A 13693-nucleotide genomic window follows, 5' to 3' on the forward strand; every position below is an offset into this window, starting at 1 on the left:
CGGTGGATTGATGAAGGCAGCTTCACTCAGGTCTCACCGTTGGTCAGTATTGAAGAGGAACGTGATATTCTGGTTGGTCTCACGGTTGGATCACGTTTTTTAAACGATCATGCATCTAATATTGTCCCCTTGGACGGCAAGCTTCCGGAAGATAAGGAACGGATGCTTCATGTCCTTGATCAGGGGATAGTATATTGTCGCAAGCATGAAGTTGACTATGCCGATTACCGCTATCTGTAGATAACCTGATTTGGGCCCGGGAGAAAGCAGGGTAGAACAGGGCAGAATTAATATCCTCTGCGAGATAACGGTTAGCTTGGAGGAGGGAGGGCTCTATGACGATTCCCTGCAGAAGGCCGCCCGTTGGCGATAAGGTCGGCAGTGCCGGATAGATGTGCAGGCGCACCCCGGTGGGTTACTTCTGGGCCGGGCAACCGTACCCAACCGGTTTTTATCCTCTTGACAGCTCCTTGGATCTCGTATATAAACGCTACTATTGATAGTTTTTGATGGGCGGTTAACTCAGCGGGAGAGTGCCACCTTCACACGGTGGAAGTCACTGGTTCAAATCCAGTACCGCCTACCAAGGCGATGTCTTATAAAGGGAACCGGCAGCGGTTCCCTTTTTTATTGATCGGCAGTGTTGCGGGAAAGTCGAATGTGATTTTGAGGAGACGGAGATGACAGCAAAGGTTTATATGGCGGATTTACGCAGCCATTTCAAAGATAATACATTTACTAAAATCCGTCGCCTGCTTGATGCGGTGGGGTTGCCTCAAGGGATCAGGCCGAAGTCTTTGACGGCGATTAAAATTCATTTTGGTGAAGAAGGTAATGCTTCCTTTATTCGGCCCATTCTGGTCCGTCCGGTTGTTGATGCGGTTCATGCTTTGCGGGGCAAGGTTTTTGTCACCGATACTAATACGTTGTATGTCGGAACCCGCAGCGATGCGGTCAGTCATCTGGAAACCGCCATCAGACACGGTTTTAACTTTCCCGTGCTCAATGCTCCAATTCTGATCGCCGATGGCCTGCGAGGTAACAGTACGCGGACGGTTGCTGTTGGTCTGCGTCATTTTCAGGAGGTTAAGATTGCCGCGGAGATTGCCAATGCCGATGCCATGGTAGTGCTCAGCCATTTTAAGGGACATGAGCTGCCGGGGTTCGGCGGTGCGCTGAAGAATCTGGGGATGGGATGTGCCGGGCGTGAGGGCAAACTGAGTCAGCATTCCAATATCAGTCCTAAGGTGACCCGTAAACGGTGTGTCGGTTGCGGTCTTTGTCTCAAATGGTGTCCGGCCGGCGCGATCTCGCTGGATCAGGAGAATCAAAAAGCGTTCATCGACAATGAACTTTGTGTCGGTTGTGGTGAGTGTATCGTTATTTGTCCACAGAACGCTATTAATATCCGCTGGAATGAAACTATTCCTGTTTTTCAGGAAAAAATGATCGAGTACGCTTTCGGGGCCTGTCAGGGCAAGCGCGAGCGCTGCTTTTTTATCAATTTCGTACTCCAGGTGAGCCCCGCCTGCGATTGTTATGGTCATAATGATATGCCGATTGTGGCGGATCTCGGGATTCTGGCGGCAACCGATCCGGTCGCCCTTGATCAGGCTTGTGCGGATCTGGTGACAGCGGCGCCCGGAATGCCGGGCAGTGCTCTTGGCGCAGATATCGCTCCGGGCACTGATAAGTTTCGTCTGCTTTATCCTGAAGTGGATTGGCGTTTGCAACTGGCTTATGCGGAAGAAATCGGTCTCGGCAGCCGGTCTTACGAGCTTGAGAAGGTGTGATCGTGGGATGAAAAAGCTTGCTTTTTTCTGGCTGTTGGTGTAGCTGCCAGCTTTTCTATTTGGTGACGTCCGGGACGGCGAATGACCGGACGCAAACCTTCCTTGCCCTGGTTGTCAGGGCTATTAAACTCAGAAGGAGGAACACAGGACAATGAGAGAAGTCGCAAGAAAGTATGAGTTGCTTTACATCCATCCCGGCAATCTGCCGAGCGATGATGTAGAGAAGGTCGATGAGATCCTTAATGGAACTCTGGAGCGGATGGCGGGTGAGCTGCTGCACCGTGAGGATTGGGGGGTCAGAACCCTGGCCTATCCCGTTAAGAAGCATGCCGATGGTCGTTATATTTTGGTGCGTTTCAGTTGCCTGCCGGAATGCCTGGCGGAAATTGAGAGACGTTTTAAAATTAACGAAGCCGTTATCAAGTTTCTTACCGTACGTCTGCCGGATGATTTTATTCAGGTGGAAGTTCTCAATATCCCGGTTGACGGTGAGGGTTTGGGGGAGCTTCGCGATGGTGAGATGGCGGAGAGCTCCGATGATCTGGATGAAGATCTTAACGACGATGCTGAAGATGATAACCCGGGGGATGAATAATGGCATTTGCAAAGAAAAAAATTGAGGCGAAGGGGGGCAGTCGGCGTCGTTCCTTTGTAACTAGAAGAAAATATTGTCGTTTTTGTGCTGATAGTGCCCTGAAAATTGATTATAAGGACATTCGCTTGCTGCGTTATTATATTAGTGAGAAGGGTAAAATCGTGCCGCGTCGGATTTCCGGGACCTGCTCTGCCCATCAGCGGGAATTGATGGTGGCGATCAAACGGGCTCGTAATATCGCGTTGTTGCCGTTTTCGGTGAGCACGCCGAAACCTTATTGATGGGAGTTAAACCAAGACTGGCAGCCGCTCCATTTCGGGGTTGAATCGTTGTGGTAGAGACGCCGACTCCCATCGGCCGAGCTTTGTCGCTGGCTGTGATTACGACCGTGGTTCTCTATCTGGGAGGGGCCTTTTTCCCTCTCATCGGAGCTCTGATCGGTTTGGCGGCGATTGCCCCCGGCATTTATCTGCGCTTTCAGACCGAGCAACGCTGGCCTCCGACTGTGATGGTGGTGGCCGTAGTCGGGATTCTTCTGTTTAGTTTTCGTTCGGTTGCTCCGGTGGCGGTGTATTTTTTTGAGTTCGGGCTTTCCAGTCTGATTCTTGATGATTTGTTGCGGCGCCGTCGACCAGGGGTCGAAACCCTGTTTCTGAGCGCAGGTTTGGCGACCTTTATAGTGATGTTGTTGATGCTGTGGGTCAGCTACGAACAGGGGCTGACCCCGGTAGCCCTGGCGGAAAATTTTATGAAAGCCAATATTGCCGGGGTGGTTACGCTTTATGAAAATATCGGGGTTTCCAGGGAACAGCTGGATACCTTGAAACAAGCGGCGGATGCGGTTGCCGCCTGGGCCGGGTCTTTTTTCCCGACCCTGTTGTTTGTGACCTTTTACCTGATTCATAATGTGGGTGTCGAGGCGGCCCGGTTTTTTTACAGTCGGCGGCATGGACACCCCCCGGAGCTTTTACGCAACCGAAGCGAATTTTCCCGCTTGCAGTTACCACAAATAATGGTATGGCCCCTGATAGTCGCTCTGGGGGCGCTGCTTTTTTTACCGTTGTCGGGTTTCTGGCAGGTTGTTGTTTTGAATGGGGCGGGTCTGATCGCTTTTGCTTATTTGATTCAGGGGTTGGCCATTGTGCAGTTTGCTATGGTCGCATTCGATTTGGGTCTGCTTCAGAGGTCGTTTATCTTTTTCTTTTTTTTAGCTTTTCAGTTTCTGCTTGTGTTGCTGATTCTGCTCGGTATATTTGATATCTGGTTTGATTTCAGGAAACGGATCACGCGTTACCGTCAGTCACTTTAGGGTGGTTTTCGATCAGATCAGGAAGCAGTGAAAAATATTTTGGAGGATTTATTATGCGGATTATTTTACAGGAGCCGGTTGAGCATCTTGGTAATATCGGTGATCTGGTGACAGTCGCAGACGGTTACGCCCGCAACTTTCTTTTGCCGAGCGGCCGGGCGATTGAGGCCAATGAAGGCAATCTCAATTATGTCAAGCATCATCTTTGTGGGCTTGAGAAGAAACGTCAGCGGCTTCAGGCTGAGGGTGAGGCCCTGCGGGCCCGGCTTTCGGCGTTACGGCTCGAGTTTGAACGCAAGGTCGGTGAACAGGGCAAGCTTTTCGGCTCGGTGACGGCGATGGATATTGCGGAAAGGCTTAATGAACTGCAGATTGATGTCGACCGGCGTAAGATTGAGCTGCCGGAAAGCATCAAGCATGTCGGAGATTTTACTGCCCTGGTTAAGGTTCAGCCGGGGATTGTCGCGGAACTTAAAATCGTGGTGGTCAGTGACCAGAATGAAGTGGTTCTGGTGGCGGATATGCCAGCTGTTTCCGCGGAAGCGGAGAGCGTGGTTGACTGAGTTTAGCCCAAAGCCTGTGCGCGTTTGAGACAAAACGCGCCGCGCACAGGCTTTATAACTTGGCCTTTTGGCAAGCGGCTTGATCTTTTCCTTCCTCCCGTCCTTTTTCTGTTATGCAGAAATTCTGCTTCTCTTTTCGCCCCCTTTGTACGATGACAGTGGTTGCTTCTGAGATGAGCGAGGCTTCGGCACGCAGTCTTCTTTTTGTGGTTGCAAATCTTTGTTAAATGAGGTTTATGCTCTAATGGGGGAGAGGTTGGCACTTGGTGTCTAAATAAATCTTGCGCTGTCAAATGCCGACAAGATTTCAGATGATAAGAACAGTTGTCAGGAGGGGAACTGTTTGTTTGAAGGGGGCTTTGTCGCGGTGTTTACGAAGCGCCGTTTGTTTGAAAAAACTAATCGTAACTATTCAGCCGTTTTTTAGTTTTGCGGTGGTTTCGGTGGTTTTCCGTAACGTCTTGCGAATTTTCGGTTTTCCCCCGCGCATGAAGCCCATTACAGGGCTGGTGTTTGAGCGCGAGAGCGTGAATCCAGACCTTTGGACGCATGAGCCGCTGGAAAAACAGCAATTTCAGCGTTAGTCGTGGAGAAAATGCAGCAGATCCTTCGGAACTGAAACGTTACACGTAATCATATCTTTGCTGATACGGATGATTCAGAGGAACGGGAGCGTTTGGTGGTAAAGAAAGGTAAAAGTAAAGAGAGTTTGGACCCTTTGCGGCTGCCGCCCCAGAGTCTGCTGGCGGAAGAGGCCCTGCTGGGCGGAATCATGCTCGAGAACTCGGCCTTGAGTCAGGTCATGGATTATGTTCGGGAGGAGGATTTTTACCGTCCCGGCAACCGCGAGATTTTTAAAACGATCCTGATGCTGTCTAAAAATCATGAGCCTATCGATTTGGTGACGGTGGCCGATCATCTTAAACAGCGGCATAAACTTGATGATATCGGTGGCAGCGGCTATCTTTCTTCTTTGGTGGATAACGTTCATACCGCCGCCAATCTGTCCGCCTATGCCAGAATCGTCAAGAATAAATCCTTGCTCAGGGGCTTGATTCAAACTGCGACCACGATTGTCGAACAGAGTTACGGGGAGGTCGAAGATGTGGATCAGCTGGTTGACAGCGCGGAAAGGGCGATTCTCGATGTGGCCAGAAAACGTAATCAATCGGAGATAACCCCGATCGATGAAATTGTCAAAAGCAGTTTTGCTGCGATCGACGCGGCTTATCGCAGCAATACCACGATTACCGGAGTGGCGACTGGTTTTGCCGGGATCGACAATATGACCTGTGGTTTTCAGCGTTCGGACCTGATTATTATCGCCGGTCGTCCGAGTATGGGCAAAACCTCTTTTGCACTCAATATTGCTCACAATGCCTCCGCCAACCCGGAGGTGGTGACGCGCGTTGCCTTTTTTTCACTGGAGATGTCAAAAGAACAGCTGGTTACGAGGCTGCTCTGCAGTCAATCCGAGATTAATGCTCAGACGATTCGTCGGGGGCTGCTTAAAGATCAGGACTGGCCGCGACTTTCCGAGGCGGCGGCGGTGGTTTCCGAATTGCCGATTTATATTGATGATACCGCAGCGATCTCCATTATGGAGATGCGGGCCAAGGCCAGACGGCTGCAGAACAACAAAGGACTGGATATGGTCATGGTGGATTATCTGCAGTTGATGCGCGGCGATGGCGAGAGTCGGGAGCGCGAAATCTCGGAAATCTCACGTTCTCTGAAGGCTATGGCCAAAGAGCTCAACGTACCTGTAGTCGCTCTTTCTCAGCTCAACCGCAGCGTCGAATCAAGGGTCGACCGCCGTCCGCAGCTTTCCGATCTGCGTGAATCCGGGGCTATCGAACAGGATGCTGATGTGATTATGTTTGTTTACCGAGATGAGGTTTATAACAAGGATAAGCCGGAGAATGCCGGCCTGGCCGAGATTCTGATCCGAAAACAACGAAACGGTCCCACAGGTGTGGTTAATATGAGATTTTTTGGTGAGTTTACAACCTTTCGTGATATCGATAACCGTTATGACGCCTATGAAGGAGGGCGCGAACAAATGTCGGAGCGTGAACTGGCTGCGGTGGAGAGTGATTTTGCTCACTTTGACGCAGTCAGAGAGGATTGATCGGCAATTCTGGGGAAAGGAGTCCGCAATGTTGGGAATTCGAAGAAAGATCATGGTCGCGGTGGATGGTTCGGCCGTTTCCGACAAAGCTGTTCACGAAGCGGTTTGGCTGGCTTGTTGTCAGGGCGGAAAGTTTAAGAACAAACTTTATGCGGTTTTTGTTAAAGCGGATCGCATTCGTGATTACGATGATCTTTTTGCCCGTGGCCTGTCGGCTCGGACCGAAGACCCGGAGCGCTGGCAGCGGATTGTCGATGAAGCTTTTCTGGTCGTGCGTAAGCTTGCCGCCGAGAAAGAGGTTCAACTGGAGACCCTGGTCGTGGATGGCTCGCCGGCGGTTTCGATTATCAAGCTGGCGCGTGAGTATGATATTGACCTGCTGGTTGTCGGCAGCACCGGCAAAGGCGCGATGAAAAGAGCCTTTCTGGGCAGCGTCTCGGCGGAGGTTGTTGAACAGGCTCCTTGCGGGGTTTATGTCGTGAGAGCATGATTTGTCAGCTAAAGGGAGCCGCAGAACAGGGTGAATGAGCCGGCTCGCAAAGAGCCGGCATAGGCGATGTCGGCTTGTTCGAGAAGACGTACCGCCCCCGCCGTGGGGGCCGAAAACGAGAACACCAGAGGGAACCCGGCGCGGACAATCTTAACCGCCATTTCCAGATTGATGCGGCCGCTGAAAACCGCACCCTGAGAAGTCATGTCAATTTTTTGGCAGAGGCAGTAGCCTACCAGCTTGTCCAAAGCGTTGGTGCGGCCAACATCTTCCTCGCAGTGGAGAATCTCCCCAGATTCGTCAACGATGGCGACGGCGTGGGCTCCGGCGGTCGTTTGGTAGAGCTGTTGTCGCTGATGCATTTTCGCGGGCAGCTCTGTGAGGCTGGAGGGGGGCAGGGAAAAAGGCTTACTCCGGGGATTTTCCCTTTGCGGTTGGATTATTGTCCAGATAGCTCCGGCGGTCAGAGCGCTGATCGCGGTGCGCGGTGTCTTGATCGTCAGACGTAAGGAGTCGCAGGCAAGAGGTGAAGCGGTTTCGGAGGTCAGCGTAATCAGACGCTGAGCTTTGATATCTTCGGGACAACTGATCAGACCCTGATAATAGAGATAGCCGGCGGCCAGAAAGAGTTCGTTGCCGGGGGTGCGATGCAGCGTGACCAGATGTTCTCCGTTGATCCAGATCTGCAACGGAATTTCCGTTATAAGCGCAGGTTGAAAACGCTGCCAGCGTTGGCCGTCGACTTCATAGGAGAAGGCTGAAAACGGTTGACTTTTATTCATTTACACGGCCTTTTACAACTGTGTCCGAATTGTTCGGAGCGGAGAGTGGGCTTTCTTTGTCCTTATCCTAATTGATCATGATTTGTCAATTCTGCGATGCTTGACCATCTTTTTATGACCTTGGCCCTGGATGAAGCCCGATTTGCCTGGCTGGCCGGAGAAATTCCGGTCGGAGCGGTAGCGGTCTGGCGGGGACGGATTATCGCCCGGGGGCGGAATTGCAAGGAAGAAAAAAAACTGGCTCTGGCTCACGCCGAAATCGAGGTGCTTGAACAAGCCAGCCGCAAGCTGGGTGACTGGCGGTTGAATGAAGTAACCCTTTATGTTACCCTTGAACCCTGTATCATGTGTGCCGGAGCGTTGTTTCAGGCTCGTATCGGACGTTTGGTGTACGGTTGCCCGGATCCCAAGGGCGGGGCGATCGAGAGCCTCTACCGTCTGGGGGAGGATGCTCGTTTAAATCATGCTTTTGCCGTGCGGGGCGGAGTTTTCAAGGCCCGGTCGGCGGCTTTGCTGACAACCTTTTTTCGTGGTCTGCGTGGGACCCCGAAGTCAACCTGAGAGCATAATATGACTGAATTTCGCAGCGGCTTTGTCGCCCTGGTGGGACGCCCGAATGTGGGCAAGTCGACTCTGCTGAACCATATTCTGGCGGAAAAAATCGCTATCGTTACGGATAAGCCGCAGACCACCCGCAATCGCATCGTCGGTATCAAAAATTTTCCGGCGGCCCAGATGGTTCTGGTCGATACCCCGGGGCTGCACAGCCCGAAAGGGCAACTGAACCAGAAACTGGTAGAAATCTCACAGGCAGCCTGGCGCGATGCCGATCTAGCCCTGGTCTTGCTGGAAGCCGGGAATGCTCGGCTGCGTTCCGGCGAGCTAGAGATTCTCAACCGGGCCCGGGCCGAACAGATCCCCTTCCTGGTTGCCTTGAATAAGATCGACCAGCTTGCCGAGCGCGACGGTTCATACCTCAGCCGTTTACCGATGGCCGCGGAACTGAAAAATGAATTCGCTCTGGAGAAGGAGAGACTTTTTTTTATCAGCGCCCGGGACGGTGTCGGAGTGGAATCCCTGGTGCGGGAAATGCTGGCCCGGTTGCCCTGTCATCCGGCTTACTTCCCGGATGATATACAGACCCAGATGAGTGAAAGGTTCTGGGTGCAGGAGGTTATCCGGGAGCAGATTATCAAACTGACCCGGGATGAAATTCCCTATTCAGTGGCGGTTGAGATCGATTATTACCGTGATCTGGAAGCCCGCCTTAGTATTGGAGCTTCAATCTATGTTGAGCAGGATTCGCAGAAAGGGATCCTTATCGGTCGCGGCGGAAGCATGCTGAAAAAGATCGGTATCTTGTCGCGACAGGCCATTGAGGCCTTTGTCGGAATTCCGATTTTTCTGGAGCTTCATGTCGCGGTGGCCCGCAACTGGACCCGGGATGCCGCTCAGCTCAAACGTTTTGGCTATGATCAGGAATGATGCATTCGAAGACCACTTCTGAACTGCTTGCAAAGCGGTCATTAAGAAAAGGAAGAGACAAGAAGGTTTATGGAAACAGGTCATGATTTTCTTTCTCCGGATCGTTTGCGGCAGCTGCTGGCGGCGATGCGGGGCCGTCGGGTGCTGGTGTTTGGCGATGTGATGGTTGATTGTTTTATTCGCGGCACGGTGGAAAGAATTTCCCCGGAGGCGCCGGTGCCGGTGGTCTCGGTTGTCAGCCGGGAAAATCGTCCGGGCGGCGCCGCCAATGTGGTTCGTAACCTGTTGGCGCTGGGGGCTCGACCTGAACTGGTCGCCCTGATCGGAGATGATCCCGAGGGCCTGTCCCTGTGCCGGGAGCTGCAGGAGAGCGGCTGTGGAATCGCCGGCCTGGTTTGTGAAGCGCAGCGCCAGACCTCGGTGAAGACGCGCATCGTCGCGCACCAGCAGCAGGTTGTCCGCTTCGATCAGGAAACCCTCAGCCCTTTTTCGCTGGAGAGTCGTCAGGCCTTGCGAGACGCCATCATGGCGGCCTGCGCCCGGGTTGAGGGGGTGATTGTTTCGGATTACGGCAAAGGGGTGGTGGAGCGCGAACTTTTCGATCTGCTGGTCAGCGAAACCCGGCGGCGGGGTCTTTTTCTGGCGCTCGATCCCAAGGTTGTCAATTTTGATCTTTATCATGACGTCGATCTGGTTACGCCCAATACCATGGAGGCCGGACAGGCCTGCGGTTTTCCCGTTGACAGTGAGACTCTGGCCCGGGCCGGGGCCTGTATCAAGGAGCGTTTTCGCAGTCGTGCGTTGATTATTACCCGGGGCGACGATGGCATGGCCATCTTTCCGGGCAGCGACAAACCGTTGCTGCTTCCGACCCTGGCGCGCGAGGTTTTCGATGTGACCGGGGCCGGCGATACGGTGATCGCGGTGCTCACGCTGGCTCTGCTTGAATCCGGGGTTAAATTATTTGAAGCCGCCCTGCTGGCCAATCTCGCTGCCGGGATCGTGGTTGGTAAACGGGGGACGGCTACCGTTTCCGGGGATGAAATTGTAGATTATTATCAAAGTTCGAGGCCGCGAATCGATGCGTCCAGATCTTGATTATCGTGAGCCTGAACCCGGGGCTTTAATGATCAGTGCGCTTGCCGGAACACCGGCGACGGCGCTGGCCGCAGCGCAACTTCTTGAACCTGAGTTCGGGCCGATTGACTGTTGTTCTTTCTGGCTTTCTTTTGCTCATTCGCGTTATTATGAAGCCGAAATGGGTCGGGGGCTCGGTCGTTATTTGCTGTTTTTTCAGCGGCCGTTTTTACGTTCGCGGCTGATTGACGCCAAGTTGTTCAGTGACCAACTGGAAATCCGTCTGGCCGCGGCCGGTCGTCGTCGGGTTAACCTCGACCCCGGTTATCTGGCGCTTGATCATCTGGTGCTGGCTTCGACGAAGGCGGTGCCGCATCGTCCTTATCTGGGTCGTGGCATCTACGCTGATCTGACCCTGGTTTTTGAGTCGGGCCAGTATATTCCCCTGCGCTGGAGTTATCCCGATTATGCCGGCGACTATGTCAGGGAGTTATGCGGAGAGGTGAGAAAAAAAATATTACGCCGGCGGCGGCAGGGAGATTGGCGCTGAATGTCTGGAATTCAAAATAGCAGTTTGTTTTTCTGGAAGATGCAGGGTGGCGGTAATGATTTTATGGTCATCGATAACCGTGGGCGGATTTTCCCTGAAAAAACACGCCCCGCTCTGGTGCGCAAGCTCTGTCGCCGGGCTCTTGGGGTCGGGGCCGATGGTCTGATTCTTGTGGAAGAGGCTGAAGCCGCCGATTTCACCTGCCGATTTTACAACGCCGACGGCTCTGAAGCTGAGATGTGCGGTAACGGGGGGCGTTGCGTCGCGCGTTTTGCTTTTCTTCAGAAGCTGGCCTCGGCGAAAATGGTTTTTCTGACTCCGGCCGGAGCGATTCGGGCTCAGGTCGATGGTGACCGGGTAAGGCTCGAGATGCCCCGGCCACATTCCCTGCGCCAGGGTCTTGAGCTGGAGATTGAAGGTGAACGGATTGCCGTCGATTTCATCAACAGCGGCGTGCCGCATGCGATCTTGGTGGTTGATTGCGATCCGGACCCTTCTTGGCTTCTGCGGCAGGGGGCCGCGATTCGCCGACACCCGGTTTTTGCCCCGGCGGGGACGAATGTCAACTTCGTCCGGATTGTGAATGAGCGTCGTTTGGCGATCCGGACCTATGAACGAGGGGTCGAAGCTGAAACCCTGGCCTGTGGTACCGGTTCGGTGGCGGCCGCTCTTCTTCTGGCCGTGCGCGGAAAGGTTGCTTCCCCGACCGCGGTGGTTACTGGAAGTGGTGAGATTCTGACGATTTTTTATAAGCAGGAAGGGCTGGACTTTTCTGAAGTTTTCCTTGAAGGGGGGGCTGTAATCGTATATAAAGGGGTTCTGGAATTAGTTTTACCGCCAACCGAGCGAGTCGTGTAAGGAGATGTTTGATGTTTGACGGAGCCATGGTAGCGATTGTTACCCCGTTCAGAGACGGGGTTGTAGATGAAACCGCTTTAAGGGAATTGGTTGAGTTTCAGATCGCTGGGGGCACGGATGCGATCATTCCCTGCGGAACGACCGGAGAATCGGCGACGCTGTCGCATGCCGAACACCAGCAGGTGATCGATATCGTGATTGATGCGGTGGCTAAGCGGGTACCGGTGATTGCCGGAGCCGGTTCCAACAATACGGCTGAGGCGATTCGTTTGACCCAGCACGCCAAGGATGTCGGAGCCGACGGGGTTCTGCTGATAACCCCATATTACAATAAACCTTCGCAGGAGGGGCTTTATCAGCATTTCAAAGCGATTGCCGAAAGCGTTGATATTCCCATTCTGCTTTATAATGTGCCCAGTCGGACGAGTGTCGATCTCCTGCCGGCTACCGTGGGGCGGCTGGCCGCGCTTCCTAATATCGTGGGGATTAAGGAGGCTACTGGCTGTATGCAGAGAGCCTCCGCTATTATCGCGGCCTGCGGGCCCGATTTTGCCCTGTTGTCCGGGGACGATTTTACCTTTTTCCCGCAGATGTGCATCGGTGGGCGCGGAGTGATTTCGGTCACGGCCAATATCGCGCCTTCCTTGATTGCCGGAATCTGTGATGCCGTTGCCGCCGGTCAGTGGTCGGAGGCCGCCGCCATGCATCATAAGTTGCAAAAACTTTGCGCGACCATGTTTATCGAAACCAATCCGGTGCCGGTCAAGACCGCACTTGCCATGATGGGTCGGATAGTCGAAGAAATCAGATTGCCGATGGTCATGATGGAAGCCGACAATCGGAGCCATCTGGAGCAGGTTCTGAAAGCCTACGCCTTGATTTGATGGGCCCCTTAGGTTTGAGAGGTTCTTCTGGGAGAGTTGTTTTTTGTCGCTTGCTGAGCCCCCGGATCCGAATAATTGCCTTTTTTGAAAAGCTGTTTAACTGAAGTTGCTATCCGGCTCGACCGGATCAGGAAGAAATATGGATATCGGGGTTGTAGGCGCCGGGAGTTGGGGCACGGCCCTGGCTGACCTGCTGGCGCGGATCGGTCATCGGGTAACACTTTGGGCTTATGAGTCGGATCTGGTTCTGCGCATGCGCCGGGGACGGGAAAATGATCTTTTTCTACCCGATATCACTCTGCATGAAAATTTGTGTTTTACCGACAGCCTGGCGGAAGCGGTCGCAGGTCGGGAACTGGTTTTACTGGTGCCCCCATCACAATTGATGCGTCAGATTTTTTGTCGTTTGTTACCCTATCTGAAAGAAAATCTGGTACTGGTTTCCGCTTCCAAGGGGATCGAAAACGAGAGCCTGATGACGATGTCCCAGGTTCTGGAGGAAGAACTGGAGCGGTCTGGGCGCAAGGCACGACTGGCCTTTCTTTCCGGCCCCTCTTTCGCCCGCGAGGTGGCCAAGGGCTTGCCGACCGCAGTGGTCGCGGCCGCGGCTGATGAGCGGGTAGCCGAAATCGTACAGCAGGTTTTCAGCGGTGAGCGCTTTCGCGTGTACACCAGCACCGATGTGATTGGGATCGAATTCGGCGGCGCCCTGAAAAATGTCATGGCTCTGGCCGCAGGAATTGCCGACGGGCTGGGGTTTGGTTCAAATACCCGGGCGGCCCTGATTACCAGGGGACTTTTCGAGATGACCCGTTTGGGGGTTGCGGCCGGAGCCCGGGCGCAGACTTTTGCCGGATTGGCCGGAATGGGTGATCTGGTTTTGACCTGTACCGGCGATCTTTCCCGTAATCGTACGGTCGGACTTGAATTGGGTCGGGGGCGTTCCCTGGAGGAAATTCTGGCGGGGATGAGAATGGTCGCCGAAGGGATCAAAACCACGGTTTCGACCTATCAGCTGGCGGCCAGGCTGCAGGTTGAAGCGCCCATAACCGAGCAGGTCTATTCCATTCTCGAAGCGGGAAAGGATCCCCGGCAGGCGGTGGTGGATCTTCTGCAAAGAAGTCTTAAGTCGGAAATATAAGCGGCGACTATTCAGCCTCGCAATACATTTGCGGA

17 protein-coding genes and 1 tRNA gene (1 of these 18 only partly in view) are annotated in these 13693 nt (G+C 53.5%); 17 read left to right on the forward strand and 1 reads right to left on the reverse strand.

Annotation, left to right across the window (positions count from 1 at the left end; genetic code table 11):
* The 10 genes from ENN66_02440 to ENN66_02485 form a co-directional block, all read left to right on the forward strand.
* Nucleotides 1-240, forward strand: the final stretch of a protein-coding gene (locus ENN66_02440) for a radical SAM protein (GenBank protein ID HDS15473.1). 651 nt of this gene lie to the left of the window's left edge; only the last 240 of its 891 coding nucleotides appear in the window; the start codon falls outside the window, past its left edge; it ends in the stop codon at nt 238-240.
* A gap of 271 nt (nt 241-511) precedes the next feature.
* Nucleotides 512-586 (forward strand) — tRNA-Val (locus ENN66_02445).
* Between the two features lie 94 nt (nt 587-680).
* A complete protein-coding gene (locus ENN66_02450) occupies nt 681-1793 on the forward strand; it encodes a DUF362 domain-containing protein (protein HDS15474.1) in 1113 nt (370 codons plus the stop codon).
* A gap of 151 nt (nt 1794-1944) precedes the next feature.
* Nucleotides 1945-2388: a 30S ribosomal protein S6 gene (gene rpsF / locus ENN66_02455; protein ID HDS15475.1), complete on the forward strand. Its 444-nt coding sequence runs from the start codon at nt 1945-1947 to the stop codon at nt 2386-2388.
* Entirely contained in the window at nt 2388-2669 is a 282-nt protein-coding gene (gene rpsR, locus ENN66_02460; protein ID HDS15476.1) for a 30S ribosomal protein S18, read from the forward strand. Before rpsF ends, rpsR begins: the two co-directional genes overlap by 1 nt.
* Nucleotides 2670-2713: 44 nt before the next feature.
* The gene (locus ENN66_02465) at nt 2714-3697 is read left to right on the forward strand and encodes a DUF2232 domain-containing protein (GenBank protein HDS15477.1); all 984 of its coding nucleotides are present in this window, start codon (nt 2714-2716) and stop codon (nt 3695-3697) included.
* Between the two features lie 53 nt (nt 3698-3750).
* Nucleotides 3751-4260 (forward strand): 50S ribosomal protein L9, encoded by a 510-nt coding sequence (locus tag ENN66_02470; GenBank protein HDS15478.1) that lies wholly within the window; start codon nt 3751-3753, stop codon nt 4258-4260.
* A gap of 389 nt (nt 4261-4649) precedes the next feature.
* Entirely contained in the window at nt 4650-4844 is a 195-nt protein-coding gene (locus ENN66_02475) for a hypothetical protein (GenBank protein HDS15479.1), read from the forward strand.
* 95 nt (nt 4845-4939) lie between these two features.
* On the forward strand, nt 4940-6391 hold the full coding sequence (dnaB, locus tag ENN66_02480) for a replicative DNA helicase (protein HDS15480.1): 1452 nt from the start codon (nt 4940-4942) through the stop codon (nt 6389-6391).
* Nucleotides 6294-6881 carry a universal stress protein gene (locus tag ENN66_02485; protein HDS15481.1) on the forward strand — a complete coding sequence of 196 codons (588 nt, stop codon included), beginning with the start codon at nt 6294-6296 and terminating at the stop codon, nt 6879-6881. The genes dnaB and ENN66_02485 overlap by 98 nt, the downstream gene beginning before the upstream one ends.
* A gap of 8 nt (nt 6882-6889) precedes the next feature.
* On the opposite strand, the gene ENN66_02490 is transcribed toward ENN66_02485, so the two are convergent.
* A complete protein-coding gene (locus ENN66_02490; protein ID HDS15482.1) occupies nt 6890-7663 on the reverse strand; it encodes a sulfurtransferase FdhD in 774 nt (257 codons plus the stop codon).
* 114 nt (nt 7664-7777) lie between these two features.
* Between ENN66_02490 and ENN66_02495 the strand changes: the two genes are divergently transcribed.
* The 7 genes from ENN66_02495 to ENN66_02525 all read left to right on the forward strand — a co-directional run bounded on the left by ENN66_02495 (nt 7778) and on the right by ENN66_02525 (nt 13658).
* On the forward strand, nt 7778-8224 hold the full coding sequence (locus ENN66_02495) for a nucleoside deaminase (GenBank protein HDS15483.1): 447 nt from the start codon (nt 7778-7780) through the stop codon (nt 8222-8224).
* A gap of 9 nt (nt 8225-8233) precedes the next feature.
* Nucleotides 8234-9148 carry a GTPase Era gene (locus ENN66_02500; GenBank protein HDS15484.1) on the forward strand — a complete coding sequence of 305 codons (915 nt, stop codon included), beginning with the start codon at nt 8234-8236 and terminating at the stop codon, nt 9146-9148.
* A 69-nt stretch (nt 9149-9217) separates the two neighbouring features.
* The gene (locus tag ENN66_02505; GenBank protein HDS15485.1) at nt 9218-10246 is read left to right on the forward strand and encodes a D-glycero-beta-D-manno-heptose-7-phosphate kinase; all 1029 of its coding nucleotides are present in this window, start codon (nt 9218-9220) and stop codon (nt 10244-10246) included.
* Nucleotides 10230-10775, forward strand: coding sequence for a DUF4416 family protein (locus tag ENN66_02510; GenBank protein HDS15486.1), 546 nt, complete (start codon nt 10230-10232; stop codon nt 10773-10775). The genes ENN66_02505 and ENN66_02510 overlap by 17 nt, the downstream gene beginning before the upstream one ends.
* Nucleotides 10776-11633 carry a diaminopimelate epimerase gene (locus ENN66_02515; GenBank protein HDS15487.1) on the forward strand — a complete coding sequence of 286 codons (858 nt, stop codon included), beginning with the start codon at nt 10776-10778 and terminating at the stop codon, nt 11631-11633.
* Nucleotides 11634-11644: 11 nt separating this feature from the next.
* A complete protein-coding gene (locus ENN66_02520; GenBank protein HDS15488.1) occupies nt 11645-12517 on the forward strand; it encodes a 4-hydroxy-tetrahydrodipicolinate synthase in 873 nt (290 codons plus the stop codon).
* 139 nt (nt 12518-12656) lie between these two features.
* Nucleotides 12657-13658 (forward strand): NAD(P)-dependent glycerol-3-phosphate dehydrogenase, encoded by a 1002-nt coding sequence (locus tag ENN66_02525; GenBank protein ID HDS15489.1) that lies wholly within the window; start codon nt 12657-12659, stop codon nt 13656-13658.
* The last annotated feature ends 35 nt before the right edge of the window (nt 13659-13693 follow it).

The sequence above is a fragment of the Pseudomonadota bacterium genome (assembly GCA_011049115.1).
Taxonomy (GTDB): Bacteria; Desulfobacterota; Anaeroferrophillalia; order Anaeroferrophillales; family Tharpellaceae; genus DSCM01.

Bases quoted from the DNA above. Each gene is read 5' to 3' on its own strand.
- ENN66_02525 (HDS15489.1), top strand. From the start codon at position 12,657: ATGGATATCGGGGTTGTAGGCGCCGGGAGTTGGGGCACGGCCCTGGCT.
- ENN66_02485 (HDS15481.1), top strand. From the start codon at position 6,294: ATGACGCCTATGAAGGAGGGCGCGAACAAATGTCGGAGCGTGAACTGG.
- ENN66_02450 (HDS15474.1), top strand. From the start codon at position 681: ATGACAGCAAAGGTTTATATGGCGGATTTACGCAGCCATTTCAAAGAT.
- ENN66_02500 (HDS15484.1), top strand. From the start codon at position 8,234: ATGACTGAATTTCGCAGCGGCTTTGTCGCCCTGGTGGGACGCCCGAAT.
- rpsF (HDS15475.1), top strand. From the start codon at position 1,945: ATGAGAGAAGTCGCAAGAAAGTATGAGTTGCTTTACATCCATCCCGGC.
- ENN66_02520 (HDS15488.1), top strand. From the start codon at position 11,645: ATGTTTGACGGAGCCATGGTAGCGATTGTTACCCCGTTCAGAGACGGG.
- ENN66_02515 (HDS15487.1), top strand. From the start codon at position 10,776: ATGTCTGGAATTCAAAATAGCAGTTTGTTTTTCTGGAAGATGCAGGGT.
- ENN66_02505 (HDS15485.1), top strand. From the start codon at position 9,218: ATGGAAACAGGTCATGATTTTCTTTCTCCGGATCGTTTGCGGCAGCTG.
- ENN66_02510 (HDS15486.1), top strand. From the start codon at position 10,230: ATGCGTCCAGATCTTGATTATCGTGAGCCTGAACCCGGGGCTTTAATG.
- rpsR (HDS15476.1), top strand. From the start codon at position 2,388: ATGGCATTTGCAAAGAAAAAAATTGAGGCGAAGGGGGGCAGTCGGCGT.
- ENN66_02495 (HDS15483.1), top strand. From the start codon at position 7,778: ATGACCTTGGCCCTGGATGAAGCCCGATTTGCCTGGCTGGCCGGAGAA.
- ENN66_02490 (HDS15482.1), bottom strand. From the start codon at position 7,663: ATGAATAAAAGTCAACCGTTTTCAGCCTTCTCCTATGAAGTCGACGGC.
- ENN66_02470 (HDS15478.1), top strand. From the start codon at position 3,751: ATGCGGATTATTTTACAGGAGCCGGTTGAGCATCTTGGTAATATCGGT.